The 20674-nt window shown below is 71.3% G+C and carries 21 protein-coding genes; 9 read left to right on the top strand and 12 right to left on the bottom strand.

Features of this window, described 5'->3' with window-relative positions; translation table 11 throughout:
* Positions 1–2 precede the first annotated feature (2 nt).
* On the bottom strand, positions 3–470 hold the full coding sequence (locus tag ACFXC1_RS08125; protein ID WP_381240391.1) for a hypothetical protein: 468 nt from the start codon (positions 468–470) through the stop codon (positions 3–5).
* Positions 471–614: 144 nt separating this feature from the next.
* Here ACFXC1_RS08125 and ACFXC1_RS08120 point away from each other — a divergent pair, with 144 nt between their 5' ends.
* Positions 615–1583: a GlxA family transcriptional regulator gene (locus ACFXC1_RS08120; RefSeq protein ID WP_381240389.1), complete on the top strand. Its 969-nt coding sequence runs from the start codon at positions 615–617 to the stop codon at positions 1581–1583.
* A 5-nt stretch (positions 1584–1588) separates the two neighbouring features.
* Here ACFXC1_RS08120 and ACFXC1_RS08115 read toward each other — a convergent pair whose 3' ends face one another.
* The 3 genes from ACFXC1_RS08115 to ACFXC1_RS08105 form a co-directional block, all read right to left on the bottom strand.
* The gene (locus ACFXC1_RS08115; protein WP_381240386.1) at positions 1589–1819 is read right to left on the bottom strand and encodes a DUF5133 domain-containing protein; all 231 of its coding nucleotides are present in this window, start codon (positions 1817–1819) and stop codon (positions 1589–1591) included.
* Positions 1820–1893: 74 nt separating this feature from the next.
* Positions 1894–3666: an ABC transporter ATP-binding protein gene (locus ACFXC1_RS08110; RefSeq protein WP_381240384.1), complete on the bottom strand. Its 1773-nt coding sequence runs from the start codon at positions 3664–3666 to the stop codon at positions 1894–1896.
* Positions 3667–3755: 89 nt separating this feature from the next.
* Positions 3756–4613 carry an aldo/keto reductase gene (locus tag ACFXC1_RS08105; RefSeq protein WP_381240381.1) on the bottom strand — a complete coding sequence of 286 codons (858 nt, stop codon included), beginning with the start codon at positions 4611–4613 and terminating at the stop codon, positions 3756–3758.
* Between the two features lie 282 nt (positions 4614–4895).
* On the opposite strand from ACFXC1_RS08105, the gene ACFXC1_RS08100 reads away from it, so the two are divergent.
* Positions 4896–5600, top strand: a complete 705-nt coding sequence (locus ACFXC1_RS08100) for a hypothetical protein (RefSeq protein ID WP_381240379.1) — start codon at positions 4896–4898, stop codon at positions 5598–5600.
* Between the two features lie 137 nt (positions 5601–5737).
* On the top strand, positions 5738–6625 hold the full coding sequence (locus ACFXC1_RS08095; RefSeq protein WP_381240376.1) for a Gfo/Idh/MocA family protein: 888 nt from the start codon (positions 5738–5740) through the stop codon (positions 6623–6625).
* Here ACFXC1_RS08095 and ACFXC1_RS08090 read toward each other — a convergent pair whose 3' ends face one another.
* The 3 genes from ACFXC1_RS08090 to ACFXC1_RS08080 form a co-directional block, all read right to left on the bottom strand.
* Positions 6626–6994: a hypothetical protein gene (locus ACFXC1_RS08090; protein ID WP_381240374.1), complete on the bottom strand. Its 369-nt coding sequence runs from the start codon at positions 6992–6994 to the stop codon at positions 6626–6628.
* A gap of 126 nt (positions 6995–7120) precedes the next feature.
* Entirely contained in the window at positions 7121–8011 is an 891-nt protein-coding gene (locus tag ACFXC1_RS08085) for a GNAT family N-acetyltransferase (RefSeq protein WP_381240371.1), read from the bottom strand.
* A gap of 342 nt (positions 8012–8353) precedes the next feature.
* A complete protein-coding gene (locus ACFXC1_RS08080; protein WP_381240368.1) occupies positions 8354–9655 on the bottom strand; it encodes a hypothetical protein in 1302 nt (433 codons plus the stop codon).
* A 201-nt stretch (positions 9656–9856) separates the two neighbouring features.
* On the opposite strand from ACFXC1_RS08080, the gene ACFXC1_RS08075 reads away from it, so the two are divergent.
* From ACFXC1_RS08075 to ACFXC1_RS08065, 3 genes are read left to right on the top strand one after another with little or no spacing between them, the layout of a single operon-like run.
* Entirely contained in the window at positions 9857–10762 is a 906-nt protein-coding gene (locus ACFXC1_RS08075) for a formylglycine-generating enzyme family protein (protein WP_463293351.1), read from the top strand.
* The gene (locus ACFXC1_RS08070; RefSeq protein ID WP_381240364.1) at positions 10759–12030 is read left to right on the top strand and encodes a cation:proton antiporter; all 1272 of its coding nucleotides are present in this window, start codon (positions 10759–10761) and stop codon (positions 12028–12030) included. Before ACFXC1_RS08075 ends, ACFXC1_RS08070 begins: the two co-directional genes overlap by 4 nt.
* A 25-nt stretch (positions 12031–12055) precedes the next feature.
* A complete protein-coding gene (locus ACFXC1_RS08065; protein ID WP_381240361.1) occupies positions 12056–13411 on the top strand; it encodes a diacylglycerol/lipid kinase family protein in 1356 nt (451 codons plus the stop codon).
* Here ACFXC1_RS08065 and ACFXC1_RS08060 read toward each other — a convergent pair.
* Positions 13377–14231 carry a hypothetical protein gene (locus ACFXC1_RS08060; RefSeq protein WP_381240359.1) on the bottom strand — a complete coding sequence of 285 codons (855 nt, stop codon included), beginning with the start codon at positions 14229–14231 and terminating at the stop codon, positions 13377–13379. The genes ACFXC1_RS08065 and ACFXC1_RS08060 overlap by 35 nt on opposite strands.
* A 217-nt stretch (positions 14232–14448) precedes the next feature.
* Between ACFXC1_RS08060 and ACFXC1_RS08055 the strand changes: the two genes are divergently transcribed.
* Positions 14449–15291, top strand: coding sequence for a YhjD/YihY/BrkB family envelope integrity protein (locus ACFXC1_RS08055; protein WP_381240356.1), 843 nt, complete (start codon positions 14449–14451; stop codon positions 15289–15291).
* Between the two features lie 8 nt (positions 15292–15299).
* On the opposite strand, the gene ACFXC1_RS08050 is transcribed toward ACFXC1_RS08055, so the two are convergent.
* Genes ACFXC1_RS08050 through ACFXC1_RS08040 form a run of 3 tightly spaced genes read right to left on the bottom strand, consistent with a single transcriptional unit; the run spans position 15300 to position 16483 of the window.
* On the bottom strand, positions 15300–15593 hold the full coding sequence (locus ACFXC1_RS08050; RefSeq protein WP_381240354.1) for an SHOCT domain-containing protein: 294 nt from the start codon (positions 15591–15593) through the stop codon (positions 15300–15302).
* 37 nt (positions 15594–15630) lie between these two features.
* Positions 15631–16050, bottom strand: a complete 420-nt coding sequence (locus ACFXC1_RS08045; RefSeq protein ID WP_381240352.1) for a DUF6325 family protein — start codon at positions 16048–16050, stop codon at positions 15631–15633.
* 25 nt (positions 16051–16075) lie between these two features.
* A complete protein-coding gene (locus tag ACFXC1_RS08040) occupies positions 16076–16483 on the bottom strand; it encodes an SHOCT domain-containing protein (protein WP_381241127.1) in 408 nt (135 codons plus the stop codon).
* Positions 16484–17109: 626 nt separating this feature from the next.
* Here ACFXC1_RS08040 and ACFXC1_RS08035 point away from each other — a divergent pair.
* On the top strand, positions 17110–19800 hold the full coding sequence (locus ACFXC1_RS08035; protein ID WP_381240351.1) for a LuxR C-terminal-related transcriptional regulator: 2691 nt from the start codon (positions 17110–17112) through the stop codon (positions 19798–19800).
* A 105-nt stretch (positions 19801–19905) separates the two neighbouring features.
* Positions 19906–20103, top strand: coding sequence for a hypothetical protein (locus ACFXC1_RS08030; protein WP_381240348.1), 198 nt, complete (start codon positions 19906–19908; stop codon positions 20101–20103).
* A gap of 48 nt (positions 20104–20151) precedes the next feature.
* Here the strand turns inward: ACFXC1_RS08030 and ACFXC1_RS08025 are convergent, their stop codons facing one another.
* Entirely contained in the window at positions 20152–20556 is a 405-nt protein-coding gene (locus tag ACFXC1_RS08025; RefSeq protein ID WP_381240346.1) for an SHOCT domain-containing protein, read from the bottom strand.
* Positions 20557–20674: the final 118 nt, after the last annotated feature.

The following is a 20674-nucleotide window of genomic DNA, read 5'->3' as shown; positions in this document are numbered from 1 at the left end:
GGTCAGGCGCCCGTGGTCGAGCCGGGACGGATGATCATGAGGACGGTGACAGTGGCCCACAGCAGGTTGAAGATGCCGGTGAACATGGCGAGTTGAACGGTCCCGGCCCGCTCCACGGGCTTCCCCGCGCCGAGTTCCTCCAGGAGTTCGTCCTGACGCGGCAGGACGAAGGCGATCAGGAGGCCGGCCGCCACCGCGGTGAGGGTGATGGAGGCGATGAGCCAGCCGCTGCCCAGGACGCCCATCGCGGCGGCGGTGGCAAAGCCGAAGAGGGGCACCGCGAGGCCGACCGCGCCGTAGAGGCGGCAGATGCGGTGCAGCAGTCGTACGGTCGGCACCCCCGCGTCGGGACCGTCCCCACCGGTGAGGGCGCGGCGGGCCGCCGGCGGGAACATGCTGGCGGCTACGGTCACGGGGCCGACCGCGACGATGGCGGCCAGCACATGCAGTGCGAGAAGGATCTTGGTCACCGGCCCAGGCTAGGGAGGTCCCGACCGGCCGCACAGGGGCTGGAACGACAGCTTCCAACGGATTCCCGCCAAGCCCTCTGGTCAGGCTTTGGGGGCATGTAGTCGTGTCACCGGGCTGGCGGGAATCTGCCTATCGTGGTGTTCATGCATACCGTCGCGATCCTCGCTCTCGATCATGTGGTGCCGTTCGACATGGCGACCCCGATGGAGGTGTTCGGCCGCACCAGGCTGCCCGACGGCCGGAACGCGTACCGGATCCGGGTGTGCGGCGAGACGCCGGAGGTGCGCACAGACGGGTTCGCGCTGCGGGTCGACCACGGGCTGGAAGCGCTGGCGGACGCCGACACCGTCGTCGTCCCCGGCTGCTCGGAGCAAGCCGGACCGCCCTCCGCACGGGTGCTGGCGGCGCTGCGGGAGGCAGCGGCGGCGGGTACCCGGATCGTGTCGATCTGCGCCGGCGCCTTCGTGCTCGCCGCGGCCGGACTGCTGGACGGGCTGCGCGCCACCACCCACTGGATCGCCGCCGACCTGCTGGCCCGCGAGTATCCGCTGGTCGAGGTGGAACCGGACGTGCTGTACGTCGACAACGGGCAGATCCTCACCTCGGCCGGGGCCGCCGCCGGGCTCGACCTGTGTCTGCACCTCATCCGCCGGGACTTCGGCTCGGCCGTCGCCGCCGACGCGGCCCGCCTCTCGGTCATGCCGCTCGAACGCGAGGGCGGGCAGGCCCAGTTCATCGTGCACCGGCACCCGCCGGTCCCCCAGGGTTCGGCCCTCGAACCGCTCCTCCAGTGGATCGAGGACAACCTCGCCCACGAGGTCACCCTGGCGACGCTGGCGAAGCGATCGGGCATGAGCGAGCGGACGTTCAGCCGCCGTTTCCGCGAACAGACGGGCAGCACACCGCTCCAGTGGCTGCTGCGCGCCCGGGTCCGACGCGCCCAGTACCTGCTGGAGAACAGCGACCACCCCATCGAACGAGTCGCCCAGCAGGCGGGGTTCGGCTCCCCCACCGCGTTCCGCGAACGCTTCCGCAAGGTGGTCGGCACAAGCCCCCAGGCGTACCGCTCGGCGTTCCACGGCAGGACGGCCCGCGAAGTGGCGCTCTCCTGACGGCTCTACGCGAGGGCGCGGTCGTCGTCGGCCGCGCCACGCGCCGCCGCCAGCAGGGCGTCCGCCTTGACGATGGCTTCCTGGATCTCCTTGGTGCCCGTCATCACGCACAGGGTGTAGCTGACGTCGTTCAACTCGGCGGCCGCCTGCGGGCGTTGCCTCTCCGCCTGGGCGATGCGAAGCACCGCGTACCGGGTGAGCAGTTTCCTGACGGCCTTCGGGTCCGGGACGAGCACGGAGCACCCCTCTCTCGTTGTGCGCTCCTTGTGCCCCGCCGACGCCTGATCAAGCACACGGCCACGAGATCCGGTCAGGCGAGCTGCCCACTGTGCAGCGCCGTGTACGCCCCGCCCCGGCGCAGGAGTTCGTCGTGCGTACCGACCTCCAGGATCTCCCCGTCACCCATCACCACGATGCGGTCGGCGCCCCGGACGGTGGACAGCCGGTGCGCGACGACGAATGTCGTACGGCCGCGCAGCAGTCGGGCGAGTGCCTCCTGGACGAGCGCCTCCGAGCGGGTGTCCAGGGCCGAGGTCGCCTCGTCCAGCACGAGTACCTTGGGGTCGCGGATCAACGCCCGTGCGATGGCGAGGCGTTGACGCTGCCCGCCGGACAGCCGGGCCCCGCGCTCCCCCACCAGGGTCTCCAGTCCCTGCGGCAACTTGTCCACGAACTCGAGGGCGTTGGCGTCCCGCAGCGCCGCGCGCACCGACTCCTCGCCGGCGTCGTCCATGCCGTAGGCCACGTTGTCGCGGATCGTGCCGTCGAAGAGGATCGACTCCTGGGGGACGACCGAGACGAAGCGGCGGTAGGTGCGCAGGTCGAGGGTGTTCATGTCCGTGCCGTCGAGCAGGAGTTGGCCGCTCGTTGGGCGGATGAAGCCGATGACGAGGTTGAGGACCGTGGACTTGCCGGCGCCGGACGCACCGACCAGGGCGACGGTCTCGCCGGGTGCGACGGTGAGGGTGAAGTCGTGGACGGCGGGGCGGAGTTGGCCCCCGTCGTAGGTGTGGCCGACGCTCCGGAAGGTGACGGCTCCGCGTACCGCGGTGACCACCTCCTTGCCCTCGTTGTCCTCCAGCTCGGGTGCCTGGAGCACCTCTCCGACCGAACGGACCGATTCCAGGCCCTTGGTGATGACGGGGGCCAGGCCCATGAGGGTCGTGGTGGAGTTGGTGAGGGTGGTCAGGAAGGCGCTGAGCATGACGACGTCGCCGGCGGTGACGCCCCAGACGCCGTAGTACGACACCAGGGCCGCGCCGGCGAGGACCAGGACGCCGACGACGTTCAGCACCACCCAGGCCAGCGAGCCGAAGCGGCCGTTGAGGAGGTCGAGGCGGTTTCCGGTGGTGAGGAGGCGGCGCAGGGTGCCGTCCATGCGGCGCAGGGCCTTGCCCTCCAGGCCGTGGGCGCGGGTGACCGGGATGAGGCGGGTCATCTCCGTCACGCGCGAGGAAAGGGTTTCGACCTCGTGGCGGAAGTGCTCGTTGTGGGTGCGCAGGCGGGCCCGCAGCCGGGACACGAGCAGCGCGGCGACCGGCACGACGACCACGAAGACGGGCACGAACTCCGGTGTGCGGAAGGCGATGATGACCAGGCTGCCGGTGAGCACGGTGATCGCGCCGAGCCCGGTCTCGGCGGTCTGCTGGACCATCTGCTCGACGGTCTCCACGTCCCGCACGACCTTGGCCTGGAGCACTCCGGCGCTGACCCGCGAGTGATAGCCGATGGAGAGCTGCTGCATCCGGGTGCACAGGGCCGAGCGCAGATCGGTGCCCATGCGGCGGACGCTGCCGTACAGGAGGCGGACGTAGAGGACGTGCAGGGGGTAGTTGATCAGCAGGATGAACAGGATGACGCCGGTGCTGATCCAGAGTCTGCTGACCGGCTGGTGCTGGACGACCGTGTCGATGATGGACGCGGTGATCAGCGGGAGCAGCCAGATGGGGCTGTGCTTGACCGTGAACACGGCGACGGCCAGGGCGAGGCGTCTGCGGTCCTCGTGGAACAGGTAGGCGAGGGTACGGATCGGGTGTTCGTCGCGGTAGCGGTGGTCGAGCGGCTTCTCCGTGGACGACGCCATCGGTGGTGGTCCTCCCCCTGTGACCGGTTGGCGGGCAAGCGCTTTCTTCCCTTGCCCGCCACAACTACACCTCCGGCGTCACCGCCGTCTCAGGCGGCGTCCAGCTCCGCGAACTCCTCGGCGGAGAGCGTCAGTTCGGGTGCGGCGGCCGAGTCGCGGATCGTCTCGGGGCGGCTGGCGCCCGGGATCGGTACGACGACCGGGGACTTGGCGAGCATCCAGGCCAGGCACACCCGCTGCGGGCTGACGCCGTGCTTCTCGGCGATCTCGGCGAACGGCGCGTAGGCGGAGCCGAGTTCACCGGCCCTGCTGATACCGCCGAGGGGGCTCCAGGGCAGGAACGCGATGCCGAGTTCGTCGCACAGCTCCAGCTCCGGCTCGCTGGAGCGGAAGGCCGGGGAGAACTGGTTCTGCACGGAGACCAGCCGCCCGCCGAGTATCTCGTTCGCGAGCCGGATCTGCTCCGGGTTCGCGTTCGAGATCCCGGCGAGGCGGATCTTGCCCGCGTCGAGCAGATCCCGGATCGCGCCGACGGAGTCCGCGTACGGGACCCTCGGGTCGGGGCGGTGGAACTGGTAGAGCCCGATGGCCTCCACGCCCAGCCGGCGCAAGGAGGCCTCGCAGGCCTCCTTGAGGTACTCGGGGCTGCCGTTCAGGGTCCAGCTGCCGTCCCCGGGGCGCAGATGGCCGCCCTTGGTGGCGACCAGGACGTCCCCGCCGCGGTCGTGCGAGGCGAGGGCCTTGGCGATCAGGGTCTCGTTGTGTCCGACCTCGTCGGCGTGCAGGTGGTAGGCGTCCGCGGTGTCGATCAGCGTCACGCCCGCGTCGAGGGCGGCGTGGATGGTCGCGAGGGAGCGTGCCTCGTCCGGCCGCCCCTCGATCGACATGGGCATACCGCCCAGGCCGATCGCACTGACCTCGACGTCACCGATACGGCGGGTGTCCATTGCTCGTGCTCCTCTTCCGGTCTTCCGGCTGTCGCGCAGAACCGTGCCGTCCCGCCGGACGACCGATCGGGTCGCGGCGGGCAGGGCACGCCCTCCAGCCTCTCCGGCCCGGGTCCGCAGGTCCAATAGAAGAAACCGAACGCATCCAGCAGCGGGACTGCTCAATCGGCGAGCGGCCGCAGCACGCGACGCGTTTGTCAGGACTTCTCAAGGCGCCCATGAGGCTCTCCATATGCAGGGCGTCCAGGCTCGGAGTCGTTGCCCCAGCGAAGGGACCCCACCATGAACAACCACGACCTGCTGTCCCGGAGAGGCGCGTGGATCATGGCCGCCGGGCTGGCCTGTGCGGTGGCGGGAGCCACCTTCGGCAGTACGTCCGCCGTTGCGGATTCGTCGGCTCCCGCACCCGCGGCCACGGCCTCGCCGGCTCCGACGCCGACCGGTCCGGAGGGCGGCGGTCCCCAGGCCGACCCGTTCGACGGCGGGGCGACCGGCATCGTCGACACCACGTCCGCGTCGGGCTTCACCATGACGACGGCGACGGGCGTGAAGGTGACCGTGACCGAATCCTCCGCCACCAAGATCGCCGGAGCCCCGGCCAAGGCCGTGAAGAGAGGTGCGAGCGTCCTCGTCCTCGGAACGGTCGACGGCGCGACCGTCGCCGCGACGCGGGTCGTCGTCCAGCGCGGCGGCGACGGCGGAGCGGCAGCCGCCGAAGCGGCGGGAGTGATCGCCTTCCAGCAGGGGGCACCGTCACCGGACAAGTCGGTCGGCCGGATCCCGGACTACACCGAGGGCGAAGGCACGATCGTCAACGGCACGACCGCCTGCAAGGCGATCGAGGCGGCCCAGGCCGTCGTCCCCGGCGGCATCAACGACCGTGTCGTCGAACTGAGCGACGGCGAGTACGCGGTCCACAACATCAGCGTCAACTGGCCGCACCACGTCTTCGTCGACAAGAATTTCAAGGTCGTCGGCTGGGTGTAGGCGCCGACGGGGCTTGCGCACCAGCCCCGTTCGTATGGCACGCTCACCGGCGACCGGCCGCTCGGAGCGACTCCGGTGGTCACCAGGTTCGCCGCGCGGACGCACGCCGTGCATCCGCCCCGTGGAGAGGCACCGCCATGCGCATCGGACTGCTCGGCACCGGCCCTTGGGCACAGATGGCACACGCCCCCGCCCTCGCCGGGCACGCGGAGTGGGACTTCGCCGGGGTGTGGGGCCGCCGCCCGGACGCGGCCAAGGAACTGGCCGACCAGTACGGCGTCCCGGCCTACGACGACGTCGACGCCCTCCTCGCGGACGTGGACGCCGTCGCCGTGGCCCTTCCGCCGTCCGTGCAGGCCGAGTTGGCGGTGCGGGCCGCACGGGCGGGCCGGCATCTGCTGCTGGACAAGCCTCTCGCGCCGACGGTCGAGCAGGGGCAAGCGGTGGTCGACGCGGTGCGGGAGGCCGGGGTCGCGTCGGTCGTGTTCTTCACCACCCGTTTCCTGCCGGAGACCGAGGCGTGGATCACCGAACAGGCCGCCGCCGAGGGCTGGTTCACCGCTCGGGCCGAGTGGCTGGGCTCGGTGTTCACCAGCGACAGCCCGTTCGCCGCCTCGCCCTGGCGGCAGGAGAAGGGCGCGCTGTGGGACGTGGGCCCGCACGCCCTGTCCGTGCTGCTCCCGGTGCTCGGTGACGTCCGCCGGGTGGCGGCGGCCGTGCGGGGTCCCGGGGACACGGCCGTGCTGGTCCTCGACCACGTGGGCGGTGCGTCGAGCACGCTCACCCTGAGCCTCACCGCGCCGCCCGCCGCGGCGGGGGTCGGCCTCGAACTCCGGGGCGCGGCCGGGGTGGCCGGCCTTCCGGACAGCTCGGGCAGCGCGGTGTCCGCCCTGGTCCGGGCCGCCGACGCGCTGGGCGAGGCCGTCCGCACGGGCCGTCCGCACCCGTGCGACGCGGCTTTCGGGCAGCGGGTCACCGAGATCCTGGCGGAGGCCGAGGCGATGGTGGCCGACGCGGCCGGCTGATCACTCACCGCCGGGCGCCGCCTCGTCCCCGTCCCCGTCCTCGTCGAACGGCTCGTCGCTCCATCTGAACCAGGCCCGCTCCCCCTCGATGTGCAGGAGGAACTCGGGCACGGGCCCGTCCGGCGAGGTGAGCGTGACCTGCCGCCGGACCTCGTCGTAGGCCTCCTCCCACCGCGCCCACTCGTCGTCCGCCTGCGCCAGGGCGAGTTCCCGCGCGAACAGCTCCCGTACGGCGTCGAAGGCCGGACCCGCGGTGAACTTGCCCGACAGCCAAGGGAAATCGGCGTCGTCGATCAGGATCTCCCCGACCAGTTCCCCGACCGTCTCCTCGCTCCCGTGCACCTGCCAGACCTCGCCGACGAACCCCATGCCCGCCTCCATCCCGCCGTAGAGCCATGTGCCGTAGATCGACCTGACGCCAGCATGGCACCCGGCACTGACAGTCGGCCCGGAACCGGTCACGGGCCGGGCCGACCGCCCTGCGAACCGACGGGGCTACTCGACGAACTGGAAGTTGGCGCGCTCCCGGATCACCGGATAGCCGACCTCGGCGAAGTGCGCGGCCATCGGGAAGTTGCCCTGGTCCGTGGCGGCGGCGATGAATTCGGCGCCGTGCTCGGCGAGATAGTGGGTGCACTCGGCGAGCAGGTCACGGGCGTAGCCGTGGCCGCGCTGTTCCGGTACGACTCCGATGAAGCCGACGCAGGGGCCCGACGGGTTGCGGGCCGGGATGTGGATGCCCACGAGGTCGCCCTCCGGGGTGCGGGCGACCTGCCACCACTCGCGCGGGGACGGGCACCAGCGGAAGAAGTCGATCTCCTCCTGTGCGGCCTTTTCCACTCCCCCTTGGCTGATGGCCCGTTGGGCGTGGGCGTCGAGGGTGACGGAGTGGATGCGGCGCAGTGCGTCGAAGAACACGGCGTCGTCGGGTTCGGGAGCGAAGTCGAGGCGGCCGGGGCGATCGGGAAGACCGCACTCCGGAGTCCATCGGTAGATGAACCGCTCGACGAGGAGCTCGTATCCGGCCGAGCGCAGGGCTGTGAAACGGGCTTCGGCCGCGGCGCGGACCTCGGGGCTCTCACGCCAGCCGGCGGGAATGTTCAGTTCCACGTCGACTCGCCAGGGCACACTGCGCAGGAGTTCGGCCCCCGCCTCCTCCTCTCCCTCGATCAGGTCGAAGCAGTCGACGGCGAGGGGTTCGGCGTCGTCGGGGCCGCCCCACCAGGCGGCGCGCGCGACGACCGTGCCGTCGCGCAGGGCCACCCGCTGCCAGTCGGGCCGCCAGGTCGTCAGCCGGTGCGCGGCGCGGGCGCCGAGCGGGTCGGGAAGTGCGTCGAAAAGGTGCGCGTCGTTCTCGTCGAGCGCGCGAATGACCAGATCGGTCATGGACTGATTCCTCCGGGATGCGTACTGCTGAAGCGCTCCCGGTCAGGTCAGTCGAGGCACACCGGGTCAACAGGGAGGGAGCGCTGGGGTGTTGTGAACCTCATGGCACTCGCCTCCTTCCGTTGGTCTCCGGGCGTGCACGCAGACTCTAGGGGGTTGGTCTTCCGTCCGTCCATCGCATTTGCGGGCCCTGCCGGGGCTCCCGGCAACTCATCAGAGGGGGAACACCACATGGGACGAAGGAGGCTTCTGCGGGTGCCACTGCGGTTCTTCGGGCGGGCGCCCTTTCGGCGCCGCGCCAGGGCGTCAGCCTTCGTTCCGGAGCCAGTATTTGACGGTGTGTCAATCGGCGACGGGAGCCCCTGCCGCCCGCTCCCTGCGACCGCTGGCCGCCACCAGGGCGATTACCGCGAGTACCGCCAGGAAGACGAGGACCAGGAGCAGTACCGTCAGGACGGTGGGGTGATTCCACAGGGCGAACAGCAGGGCGAGTAGCAGCAGGAAGCCGATTGTGAGCCGGCGCCGGTTGTCCGCCGTCCACGTCCCCACTCGACCGGTTCGGATGTCGTGGGCGTCCGCCCACCGGGCCACGGAGTCGGCGGTGTGCTCAGACCTGGTCCGCACGGCCCGCGCCCCTCGGCCGGGCCCCACGAAATACGCACCGAGGGCGACGACCACACCGAGCACGATCACGGTGCGCAGCGTGACCCGCAGGAAGTGCAGGAGATGGTCGAAGACGGCTGCCGCGGCCGCCTCCGACTGCACCTGCGGGGGCAGATGGTCCAGGTAGTAGTGGCGGGCGACGACCAGGCCGATCGCGACGATCAGAGCAGCCCCGGCGGCACCCAGGGCGGTCTTCGCCAGGGCACGCCGGCGCCCGTACGCGAGGAACACTCCCGCCGCCCCGAGGACCACCGTCAGCACCGGCATCCAGGTACCGACCACGTCGAGGGCGTGCGCGGCGCTCTGCATGCGCTTGAGCTGATCGGACTTGAAGAGAACCATCTGCTTGTTGACGTCCGGGATGTTCGCGGCCGGTGTCAGACCGGCGTCGACGAGTTCCTGCTTCACCCGGTCGACGGCGGTGCCGACATCCAGCGTCACTGTCCCTTCGTCGACCCCGACCGCACCGCGTCCCTTCCCGGTCAGGGCGTGCACCACGGCCGTGTGGGCGGCCCGGTTGGCCGACGTCCACACCTTCTCGAACCTGTCGCTCCGGACGAAGCGCGTCGCCACCTTGTCCGCGGCGCCGGTCACGGCCGCGTCCAGTTGCGGGGCCAGCCCCCGCACCGCCCGAGCCGCGGTGGGCGGCAGGCCCTGCGACTGGAGCCAGGCCGCGAGTTCGGCGGTGGCGCGCTTGCCGTCGACCCGTACGTCGACGGCCTGGACGATCCGGTTGCGCGCGGCGTCCTCGATCGCGGGGTCGGAGGCGAGGGGCTTCACCGTGGCGACATAGCGGTCCGTGTCGAGGACGATGTCGTGCACCCAGACGGTCAGCACCGACACGGGGACCAGGACGCAGGTGAGGACGATCAGAACCGCCGAGGCGACCTTCCGCACGATCCGGCCGGCCGTGGTCGACCGGCCGCCCGGTGGCGATCCCTCCTGGGCAGGGGCCTGCGATGGTTCCCGCGGGCTGGTCATCCGTCCTCCAGGCGTCGGGTGCGGCCGGTTGTGGCTGGCGTCGGTATCCATTCCTCCCGATCACGGGGCACACGGCATCCGGGGTGCGCCATCCGGAGTGCCCTCAGGGGCACGGCACCCGTTCGTCGTGTCGATGCCGGACACGCCGGTGCCAGGTCGGATCATGCACAGGTCGGCATGTTCGATCCCGATTGGTGCCCAATGTCAGAAAACGGATCAGACAGACGGTGCTGTGCCCCGTCCCGGGGTGAGTCGCCGCAGCAGGTGAGCGTGACCGTGCCGTCCGCACCCCCGGTCGACGCCTGGGCGGTCGGCATGGTGCACCTGCCGGACGGTCCGTTCCTGATGGGCGCGGAGGACGACTGGGTCGTTCCCGAGGACGGGGAGGGCCCCGTCCATACGGTCCGCCTCGTGCCCTTCTGGATCGACCGCTGTGCTGTCACCAACGCGGAGTTCGAGGAGTTCGCCGACGCGACCGGGCACATCACGGACGCCGAACGCTACGGCTGGTCGTTCGTCTTCGCCGGGCTGCTGCCCGACGACTTCCCGGACACCCGCTCGGTCGCCGAGGCCCCCTGGGGGCGGCAGGTGCACGGGGCGTGCCGGCGCCACCCCGAGGGCCCCGGCTCCGATGTGGGCGAACGCGCCGAACACCCGGTCGTCCAGGTCTCGTGGAACGACGCCACCGCCTACGTCGCGTGGGCGGGAAAGCGGCTGCCGACCGAAGCGGAGTGGGAGTACGCCGCACGCGGCGGCCTCGAACAGCCGGTGTTCCCCTGGGGCGACGAACCGGAGCCCGGCGGCGGCCATCGGATGAACGTGTGGCAGGGCACCTTTGCCGACCGCAACACCCGCGCGGACGGCTGGTACGGAACGGCGCCCGTCACCGCATACCCCCCGAACGGACACGGCCTGCACAACATGTGCGGCAACGTCTGGGAGTGGTACGCCCACTGGTACTCGCCTGCCTACTACGCGCGCAGCCCGCAGGACGATCCGCCCGGCCCGTCGTTCGGCGTGCAACGGGTGATCCGAGGCGGGTCCTACCTGTGCCACGCCTCCTACTGCCGCCGCTACCGCGACGCCGCACCGGTGAGGTCCCGGTGAGCGGTGGCAGTGCGTGGGCCGGGGCGGCCGTGGCCACCGTCACGGCGGGGTACGCAGTCGTCTCCCGGCGGCTCTCCACGACCGCCGTGTCGGGGCCCATGGTGTTCGCCGGGTTCGGGGTGGCGATCGGCCCGCTCGGGCTCGACCTCATCGACCTGAAGCACGACGCGGGACCGTTGCTCACCCTGGTCGAAGCGGCCCTGACACTGGTCCTGCTGACCGACGCGACGTCCGTACGGCGTCGTGATCTGCGGGTCGGCGGATTTCTCCCCGGCCGGCTGCTGGGAATCGGACTGCCGTTGACCATCGGGGCGGGCTGGCTCCTGGCCTGGCCGCTGCTGCCGGGGCTGACGCTGTGGGAGCTGGCGCTGGTCGGAACGATCCTGGCGCCGACCGACGCGGCGCTGGGCAAAACCGCGGTCTCCAATCCACGTGTCCCCCCGCTCGTGCGCAGCGGTCTGAACGTCGAGAGCGGCCTCAACGACGGGATGGCGCTGCCCTTCTTCCTGCTGTTCCTCGCGGCTCTGCCGGGAACCCACGCCTCGGAGGAGGGAGTCGCCGGAGTCTTCTGGCGTGCGCTCGTGGTCAGCACCGCGCTGGGGCTGGCCGTCGGAGGGTTCGGTGGGTGGCTGTTGTCCTGGTCGCGCGAGCGGGGGTGGGTCAGCGGCACCTGGCGGCAGGTGTTCGTCCTTGCCGTGGCGGCGGGCTCGTACACGCTGGCGGTCGTCGTCGACGGGAGCGGGTTCATCGCCGCCTGGGTGGCCGGCTTCGCCTTCGGTGTCTCCCAGCGGCGCTCCACGGCGGCGGAGCCCGTGGACGAGGGTGCGGACACCGCGCGGCTTGCCGAGCAACTCGCCGAGTTCCTGGCGTCGTTGAGCTTTCTGGTGTTCGGTGCCGTGCTGCTCGGGCCGGCTCTGGAGCACCTCGACTGGCGGATCGTCACATACGCCGTGCTGAGCCTCACGGTGGTGCGCATGCTGCCCGTCGCCGTTTCCCTGACCGGGAGTCGGCTGGCACTTCCCACGGTCGGCTACATCGGGTGGTTCGGACCGCGCGGACTCGCGTCCGTCGTCTTCGGGCTGCTGGTGGTGGAGGAGCACGTCCCGGGGGTTCGGCTCATCGGCCGGGTCGTCGCGGTCACCGTCGCGCTGAGCATCCTGCTGCACGGCATGTCCGCCGTGTTCCTCGCCAACCGGTACGGCGCCTGGCATCGGAGGGCCGCCGCCGCGCGGCCGCACCTGCGTGAGGGGAACTCCGGCACACGGTAGGGCAGGGACGAGTCACGGAGGAAACATGGGTGGAGACGAAGCAGGGCATCGCGGCAGCAGGACGCAGCGGTGGGCGGCCCGACTGGCGATCACGGCGGCCGTCGTCGCAGTGGCTCTGCCTCTCGTGGTCGCGGGTTTCCGGAGTCTGGGGCTGGCCGCCGTCGCGCTGGCCGGGCTCGCCCTGAGCGCGGCCGGGCTGTGGTGGGCCCTCAGCCGCAAGGGGCTGGTCAGGTGGCTCGCGGTCGCCCTGGCCGTAGCCGTACAGGGGGCGGTGATCGCGCTCTTCGTGGCAGTCGGCCTGTTCTGGCTCGTGATCGTCGTTCTCGTGTTGTGGGCCGTGGTGTGTTTCGAGGGCTGGGCCGCCCTCGCCGAGGACGGCGGGCGTGTCGCTCCGGTCGAATACCGCACCGCCGCGCCCGAGCGCCCGTTCCTCATCATGAATCCGCGCTCGGGCGGCGGGAAGGTGGGGAGGTTCGGCCTGCGGGAGAAGGCCGAAGCCCTGGGCGCCCAGGTCGTGTTGCTCGACCCCGCTCACCCCCGGGACGTCGCCGCGCTCGCCCGGGACGCGCTGGCCAACGGTGCGGACCTGCTCGGCGTGGCGGGCGGAGACGGCACGCAGGCCCTCGTCGCCGGCGTGGCGGCGGAGCACGACGTCCCCTTCATGGTGATCTCGGCCGGTACCCGCAATCACTTCGCCCTCGACCTCGGGCTCGACCGCGAGAACCCCGCCACGTGCCTCGACGCACTCACCGACGGTGTCGAACTCCGTGTCGACCTCGGGCGCGTCGGAGAGCACACCTTCGTCAACAACGTGTCGTTCGGCGCCTACGCCGAGGTCGTCCAGAGCCCCGCCTACCGCGACGACAAGATCGGCACCATCCTCCGGCTGCTGCCGGACATCCTGACCCATCACATCGGCTCTCGGCTCAAGGTCCGGGGCACGGGCGTCAGCATCGACTCCCCCCAGGCCGTGCTCGTGAGCAACAACCCCTACAGCACGGACGACCCGGTGGGCCTGGGACACCGGGAGCGATTGGACACGGGCGTCCTCGGAGTACTGGGCGTCAACGTCGACAACGCGGCCCAGGCGGCCGAACTGATCCGTGGCCGACGCTCGTCCGGGCTCACCGTCGCGACCGCGCCCACCGTCGTCATCGATGCCGACGCGCCCCGGGTCGAGGTCGGCATCGACGGCGAGGCGCTCTCCCTTCCCACCCCCGTCCACTGCGCGATCCGCCCTGAGGCCCTGCGCGTACGCGTCCCCCGCAGCCGGCCCGGCGTGCCCCGGACACGGCCCCGTCTGGACTGGCGGCGACTGCGCGATCTGGCGCTGGCGCACGGCCGAGTCAGCGGCGGCGCAGGTACCACACCAGCGCGGTGATCGCGGCAACGGCGAAGACCGCGAGCAGCATCACGCTCCAGTGCTGGTCGCCGAAGCGAAGGTCGGCGGCCAGCACGACACCCACGATCACGACCGGCACCAGGCATGCCAGCAGGACCCGCACCGTCACCAGGAGAAGCCCCGGGCGCAGCGTGGGCCGCCGCCCCGCCGGACCGCCCTGCGGCAGCACGCCGGTCCCGCCGTTCAGCGCGAAGTGCCGGGCGGCGACAACGGCGAGTTGGTTGGTCGCGCGCCGGTACGTCTCGGCGCAGACCGGAACCCAGACGAACGGCACCACGAAGCCGACGAGGACCAGCGCGATCGTGCCCGCCCACACCGCGGCACCGCGCAACCTTCCGCGCGGATGTTCCTGGGGCGTGACCAGACCGATGAGGTACGCCAGTCTCCTGACGGTGCTCCACCAGCCGGCCTTCGCCGAGCCGCCCCCGGCCGCGGGACGTGCCTGCCGCAGCGCCTCCTCGGCCTGTGCCACCGTCGGATGAACGCCCTGGATCACGAGCAGGTCGGCCACGACCGTCTCGTCCCCGGGGTCACGGCCGGACAGGGCCGCGAGTTCGAGCACCATCCGCACCTGGGCGAGCAGCGCACCACAGAACGCGATCGGCAGCAGCGCCATGAACGGGCCGCCCAGGAAGGAGCCCTCCACGACGGAGGTGCGCACTCCCCGGCGCACCACCTGGTGTGCCCGTTCAGCGGTGTCCGCTTGGTGTTCCGGTCCCCCGGGCGGTCGCTGGGCCATCCGCTCCGCGGCCGGCGACCCGAGGAGTTCGACCGCGAACACGGCCATGCGCTCCGGCATGTGCCGCGGATCCGCTCGGACCGTACGCAGCAGTTTCCTGGCCGCGCCGGGAGTATGACGCCCCGCTGACTCGCCGTCCCTCACCTGCGGCACGCTAGCCAAGTGATCCCGGCTTTCCGCTTCGCCGGTCTCACTCGCCGGCTGATTCACCCGGATGAAGCGCACAGGGCGCGAGCCCCTGAAGGCGGCGGCGGCCTGTCTGTGCGAGGAATGGACTGTGAATCGTAAGCAGCTCGGGGACTGGGCGAGGGCGGCTCAGGACATGCCCCGGCGGACACCGGTGATCGGTCGGATGCTCGGCCGGCTGATCAGCGTCAACTGGATGGACGCCAGCGCGCGGCTGGCGGCCCAGACGTTCCTCGCCGCGCTGCCGCTGCTCATCGTGGTGGCCGCGTTCGCGCCGAAGCCGGTCAAGGACGTGCTGGTCGACTCCGTTCAGGCCATGTTCGGGCACGACGCGCCGGTCGAGGACATCGAGAAGACGTTCGGCGCGCAGGGCGACACGAAGGAGACGTATGGGGCTGTCGGAATCGTCGTCACGCTCATTTCGGCGACCGCCCTCAGCCGTGCCCTGCAGAGGGTGTGCGAACGCTGCTGGGATCTGCCCAAGGCCGGCACCCGACTGGCCGCGTGGCGTTGGCTGGCGTGGCTGCTGGGCTGGCTGGCCGCGGTGCTGTTGCAGGCTCCGTTGCGCCACGGCTTCGGAGGCGGCACCTGGCTCGGTGTCGTGCTCTCGCTGACGATCTCCGTACTGCTGTGGTGGTGGACGCAGCATCTGCTGCTCGCGGCGCGGATCGGCTGGCTGCCGCTGCTGCCCGGAGCCGTTCTGACGGGCGTCGGCATGGTGGTGTTCATCTATGCGTCGGGCCTGTTCATGCCCGCGACCATGAAGCGGAGCATCGACCAGTTCGGGTCCCTCGGCTACGTGTTCACCCTGCTCTCGTGGCTGATCGGGTGCAGCTGCGTGGTCGTCGCCGGAGTCGCGCTGGGCCAGGTCACCGCCGTTTCGGGGCCGTTCCCGCGGTGGCTGGGCACTCCCGGGGAGAACGAGGAGCCGTAGGTCCGCCGTCAGCCCCTGAGGATGCGGTCCTTCTGGACGGCGAACTCCTCGTCCGACAGCACGCCCTGCTCATGGAGTTTGCCCAGGCGTTCCAGGTTGGAGATCTCCTCGTCCGTCAGCCCCGGGGACGCCTGCGCGGAGGCTTCCGCGTCGGGCACGGTCTGCTGTGCGGCGGAACGCTCGGCCCGGTGCCGGGCGAGCCGGCCGGAGACCGCGCTCGCCGTGCCGGCGGCCACCGCCGTTCGGGCGGCCACCCCGACAAGGCCTGGACGTTCGCGACGCGCCAGACGGCGACCCAGCATGGTACTCACCTTCCCTTTCCGGTGCGCGTGTGCCGCCTCACGCGGCGTCCTGGTACGCCCGCTCCACCACTTCTGCGGGGATGCGTTCATGGGCGACGAGCCGGCCCCCGGCACGGCGGACCGCGCCCGACATCCCGGCTGCCCAGGTGTCCTCCCACAGGAGGAGGGCCGCCGACGAGTCCGGCGGGAGTTCGCCGGCGACCAGCGCGAGGTCCTCCCGGGTGAACAGCCCTCCGACCTCTCCGTCGATGTCGTCGAACACCGATGCCTCCGTGGGGTCGAGGGCATCGAGCTCGAGGTAGGAGACGGCGCCGTCCGCGTCCTTCTTGACGAAGGTCAGATCGAGGATCCGCACGGTGCCGCTCGCCACGAGAGCCCTCAGCTCCGGTGCGATCTCGCCCCGGAAACGGTTGCCGGGAAAGGCGACGATCACGTATTCGACAGGTCCCACGTCCATGGCTGTGCCCCTTCCTCACCCACCGTCAGCCGGCGAGCACCTTCTCCTTGGCCTGCTCGTACTCGGCGTCGGTGATGTCCCCGTGGTCGTGCAGGCCGGCGAGCTTCGAGAGTTCCTCGACGTGCCCTGTGGGTGTGGGCGTGCCCCCGCCGGTACCGGCTGCCTCTCGGACGTAGGCCTGGAATTCCTGCTCGTTCCTGCGGGCCCTGCGCATCTCACGTTCGCCCATGCCCCTGCCTCGGGCGATGAGGTACACGAAGCAGCCGAGGAACGGCAGGACGACGCAGAAGACCGACCATCCGGCCTTGCCCCAGCCGCTCAGCGAGTCGTCCCGGAAGATGTCGCCGAAGACGCGGAAGAGCAGCATGAACCACAGGACCCAGAGGAAGACCCACATGATGGTCAGGAATGCGTTCAGCAGCGGATAGTCCATGATCCTTCTCCTTGGTACGGGGCCGTCGGTCGAGGCGATCTCGGTGACGCCGCCCATGCCCACGGAGTGGTGGTTGCGGCCGGACGGCAGTGCCGCACGGCTCGGCGAGCACAGGGCGGTGGTGTGGAAGCGGGTGCAGCACAGGCCAGGCCGTTCTGTGCCGGGCGGTCGGAGACGGGGGTCTCGCACGGGCCGCCGAAGGTGCTGGGGGCGCCGGAGCCGACGTCGTCGAGCATGATCAGCATGACGTTCGGCGCCTGCTCGGGCGGCATCGGCGGGCGGATGGGCGGGAACGAGGTGTCCGGGTCCTTCGCGTCGTACGTGATCGGTCCCAGGCGATGCACGTCGGGGATCGGGAGAATCCGGCGGTGGGTCTCGGACATGGACCGTGCCTTCCTTCCAGGCCGTCCCGGCGGGGCCGCGCTTTCCCTGCCCCAACGGTGCGCCGGCGCCGCGCCCTCGCGCCTCACCCGTCCCGGGTGAAGACCGGCGCGGCGGTGCGGCCGTCCGGATGTCGCCCGCGCCGAGGGGCTGACCAGCATCCTTTGCGGCATTCCGGGCCTGGGGCGATGATCAATCGGTAGGCGTTTTTCCGGACTGCGAACTGCGGTGTTGCGGTGAGTGCCATGCCCGATCCGACCTCCGGCGGACACCGGGACGATGCTGCCGAACGCCTTGCGCCGAGCGGTGACCCCCTCCTGGCAGCGCGGTTCAGTGTGCCGACCCCTCCAGACACGTTCGTGCGCAGGCCGCGCCTCGTCGAGCGGCTGACTCTGGGCAGGCAGGTGCCCGTAACCCTCGTCAACGGACCAGCCGGCGCGGGCAAGACACTGTTGGTGGCCGACTGGATCGCCACGGAGGGTTCGCCGAGCCGTCCGGCGTGGCTGACGGTGGAGACCGAGGACAACGCCCCCGGCGTGTTCTGGACCTACGTGCTGGAGGCGATGCGGCGCCTCGGCCTGGGTCCGCCGGACGCCGTCGGCAGCCCGGCCCGCTCCGGCGAGGTGGACCACTCGCTGCTCGCCAGGCTCGCGGCCCACCTCAGTGAGCTGACGGAGCCCGTGGTCCTGGTGCTCGACGAGTTCGACCGCGTGGCGGGCTCTACGGAGATCGCCGACGAACTCGAGTTCGTGCTCCGCCACGTGGGCGACGGGCTGCGCCTGATCCTCATCAGCCGTACGGAACCGCTGCTGCCGTTGCACCGCTACCGCGCCGCCGGCCAGGTCACCGACATCCGGGGTGCCGAGCTGGCGTTCCGGCCGGAGGAGACGGCCGAGTTGCTGAGCAGGCACGGCATGCAGCTGTCGGAGCGTGGCGTGCGGGCACTGACCGAGCGGACCGGCGGCTGGGCGGCCGGGCTGCGGCTCTGCATCCTGGCGGCGCAGCAGGCCGAGGATCCGGACCTCTTCCTGAAGAACTTCGAAGCGGGCCAGAGCACGCTCGCCGACTTCCTGCTCGCCGAGGTGCTCGACACACAGCCGGCCGAGACCCAGGACCTGATGCTGCGCAGCAGCATCCTCGAACAGATCCACCCCGACCTCGCCAACGCCCTCACGGGCCGTGCCGACGCGGACCCGATCCTCGCCGGGCTGCAGCGCGCGAACGCGTTCGTCGGACCCGTCGGCCACTCCTGGTACCGGCTCCACCCGCTCTTCGCCGAGATCCTCCGGGTCCATCTGCGGGTCCGGTGCCCGGGGCTGGAACCCGAGCTGCACCGGAGGGCGGCACGCTGGCTCAGCGAGGCGGGGATGTTCGCGGAGGCGCTGCCCCATGCCGCGGACGGCGGTGACTGGGAACGCACGTCGCACCAGTTCGTCGAGGAGCTGGCGATCGGGCAGCTGCTCACGGGGCTGGACGCCGAACGCCTCGACCGGCTCTTCTCACAGATGCCCCCGGCCACGCCCGGTCCTGCCGCGGATCTGGTGCGAACCGCCCGTCATCTGACCCGCCACGACGTCGACCGCGGGCTCGACCATCTGCGCCGCGCCGAGGACAACCTGCACAACGACGGCCCCCCGTCTCCGGCACTACGGCTCAGCTGCGCCGAGTTGCGGGTCCTCGCCGCCCGGATGACCGGCGCGGCCGATCTGGCCGAGGCCGCCGCACAGGACGTGGAGGCGGCGCGACGCGCCGTTCCCGCCGAGCGCCTGGAAGCCCACCCGGAGCTGCGCGCGCTGATGCTCACGGACCTGGGATCGGCCCAGCTGTGGGCGGGACGCTTCGACGCCGCCCGGTCGACGCTGTCCGCCGCCGTGCATCTGCACGACGGTCCGCACACCGCGCTCCCCCGCCACGAATGTCTCAGCCGGCTGGCGCTGATCGACTTCCTGCGCGGCTGGCCCGACCGCGCCGAGAGACATGCCCGGGAGGCGCTCGCCGAAGCGGAGCGCGGCGGACTGCCTCCCTCCACCCGTACCGGAGTCGTCCAGCTGGTGCTGGCCGCCGTCGCCCTCGACCGTGACGAGCTCGCCGCCGCACACGCCGGCCTCGATCAGGCTGCCGCCTCCACGGCGGCCGCGCACGATCCCATCGTGCTCGCCGGCCTGCCCCTCCTGCGGTCGCGCCTCCTGCTCGCCAGGGGCAACCCCGAAGCGGCACTCCACGTCCTGGACGAGCTGGAGGAACCGCACGCCGTCGCCGAGCCCTCGCCTTGGGTGTGCGACCGTACGGCCCTCGCGATGGCCGGCGCGCATCTCGCGGCAGGCCGGCCGGAGGTTGCCATGGAGATCCTGGAGAAGGACCCGGCCGCCGGACCGGAGAGCGTCGTGGCCGCGGCCCGCGCCCGGCTTGCCGTCGGCTGCGTCGAAGAGGCGCTGGACCTGCTCGGCACGCTCGCGGGTGGACCGGAAGACGGCCCCGCCGTCACGACCAGGGTGCTGCTGGCACGGGCGCAGGCCGCCCATGCGCTGGGCAACGGCTCCGCGGCGGAGCGTCTGACCGCGAGAGCCCTGTCCACGGCCCGCCCCGCACGGCTGAGGCGGCCGTTCGTCGAGGCCGGACCGTGGCTGCGGCACCTGGTGCACCGCCGACCGGAACTGACCCGCGGGCACGACTGGCTGCCGCCCGCGCTCGTGGGACACACCCGGGTACCTCACGCGCACGGCACGGGCCCCGGCCTCCTGACCGAGCCGCTCAGCAGGCGTGAGCACGAGGTGCTGGAACGGCTGGCGCAGACGATGTCGACGGAGGACATCGCCGCGAACCTCCATCTGTCGGTCAACACCGTCAAGACCCATCTCAAGAACATCTATCGCAAGCTCGCCGCGACCCGGCGGAGCGAAGCCGTGCGGCACGCCCGCGAGCTGCACCTCCTGTGACGAGGAGCCGGTCACCTGGGACGGGTGATGCCGCACACCGTCCGGCGGCCCCAGCATGGAGCGTGTGGCCCGGAGCCGCCGTACGACTGCGAGAGAAGCACGCTCATGCGATACGAGATCCGCGTCGACGGGGAGATGTCCCACACCATGACCGAGGCGTTCCCGGAGCTCGAAGGCGTCGTCGCGGCCGGGCAGACCGTGCTCTGCGGGCAGATCGCCGACGAGGTGCAGCTGTACGGCCTGCTGACGCGTTTCCAGTCACTGGGGTTGCACGTGGTGGAGATGCGCCGCCTTCATGAGTGATCCGGCCCGCGCGGCGGACCGGATCACCGGATCAGGGGACGAACCCACTCACGCGGCGAGCACCTTGGACTTGGCCTTCTCGTACTCGGCGTCGGTGATGTCGCCGTGGTCGTGCAGGCCGGCGAGCTTGGCCAGTTCGTCCGCCTTGTTGGCCTGCGGCGCCGTGGTCTCGGCCGCCGCCTGCCGTACGTAAGTGCGGAACTGCTGTTCCCGGGCCTGCGCCTGCTGCACGTCCCGCTTGCCCATGCCCTTGCCCCGGGCGATCAGATAGACGAGGACGCCCAGGTAGGGCAGTACGCAGACGAGAAGGGTCCAGCCCGCCTTGCCCCACCCGCCGAGCTTGTCGTCGCGGAAGATGTCGCCGATGACCCTGAACAGGAGCATGAACCACAGCACCCACAGGAAGAACCACATCATGGTGAGGAACGCGTCGAGCAGCGGGTAGTCGGACATGTTGACCTCCATGGCCGCAGCCGAGTGGTGTTGACGGCACCACGGTCCACCGGCGCGGAGTGCGGCGGATCACCCGGTACGGGTGGCCTCGCGGACGGCACGGCGGCCGCATCCTCGC

This window comes from Streptomyces hokutonensis, from assembly GCF_042751305.1.
GTDB classification, from domain to species: domain Bacteria; phylum Actinomycetota; class Actinomycetes; order Streptomycetales; family Streptomycetaceae; genus Streptomyces; species Streptomyces hokutonensis_A.
Note: the sequence above shows the minus strand (reverse complement) of the source record. Positions and strands in the feature narration are given on the sequence as shown.

Coding starts and splice junctions, on each gene's coding strand:
- ACFXC1_RS08060 (WP_381240359.1), bottom strand. CDS start 14,231: ATGCCGGAGCGCATGGCCGTGTTCGCGGTCGAACTCCTCGGGTCGCCG.
- ACFXC1_RS08080 (WP_381240368.1), bottom strand. CDS start 9,655: ATGACCAGCCCGCGGGAACCATCGCAGGCCCCTGCCCAGGAGGGATCG.
- ACFXC1_RS08045 (WP_381240352.1), bottom strand. CDS start 16,050: ATGGACGTGGGACCTGTCGAATACGTGATCGTCGCCTTTCCCGGCAAC.
- ACFXC1_RS08025 (WP_381240346.1), bottom strand. CDS start 20,556: ATGTCCGACTACCCGCTGCTCGACGCGTTCCTCACCATGATGTGGTTC.
- ACFXC1_RS08090 (WP_381240374.1), bottom strand. CDS start 6,994: ATGGGGTTCGTCGGCGAGGTCTGGCAGGTGCACGGGAGCGAGGAGACG.
- ACFXC1_RS08110 (WP_381240384.1), bottom strand. CDS start 3,666: ATGGCGTCGTCCACGGAGAAGCCGCTCGACCACCGCTACCGCGACGAA.
- ACFXC1_RS08100 (WP_381240379.1), top strand. CDS start 4,896: ATGAACAACCACGACCTGCTGTCCCGGAGAGGCGCGTGGATCATGGCC.
- ACFXC1_RS08040 (WP_381241127.1), bottom strand. CDS start 16,483: ATGGACTATCCGCTGCTGAACGCATTCCTGACCATCATGTGGGTCTTC.
- ACFXC1_RS08065 (WP_381240361.1), top strand. CDS start 12,056: ATGGGTGGAGACGAAGCAGGGCATCGCGGCAGCAGGACGCAGCGGTGG.
- ACFXC1_RS08105 (WP_381240381.1), bottom strand. CDS start 4,613: ATGGACACCCGCCGTATCGGTGACGTCGAGGTCAGTGCGATCGGCCTG.
- ACFXC1_RS08075 (WP_463293351.1), top strand. CDS start 9,857: ATGTCAGAAAACGGATCAGACAGACGGTGCTGTGCCCCGTCCCGGGGT.
- ACFXC1_RS08120 (WP_381240389.1), top strand. CDS start 615: ATGCATACCGTCGCGATCCTCGCTCTCGATCATGTGGTGCCGTTCGAC.
- ACFXC1_RS08085 (WP_381240371.1), bottom strand. CDS start 8,011: ATGACCGATCTGGTCATTCGCGCGCTCGACGAGAACGACGCGCACCTT.
- ACFXC1_RS08095 (WP_381240376.1), top strand. CDS start 5,738: ATGCGCATCGGACTGCTCGGCACCGGCCCTTGGGCACAGATGGCACAC.
- ACFXC1_RS08030 (WP_381240348.1), top strand. CDS start 19,906: ATGCGATACGAGATCCGCGTCGACGGGGAGATGTCCCACACCATGACC.
- ACFXC1_RS08035 (WP_381240351.1), top strand. CDS start 17,110: ATGCCCGATCCGACCTCCGGCGGACACCGGGACGATGCTGCCGAACGC.
- ACFXC1_RS08050 (WP_381240354.1), bottom strand. CDS start 15,593: ATGCTGGGTCGCCGTCTGGCGCGTCGCGAACGTCCAGGCCTTGTCGGG.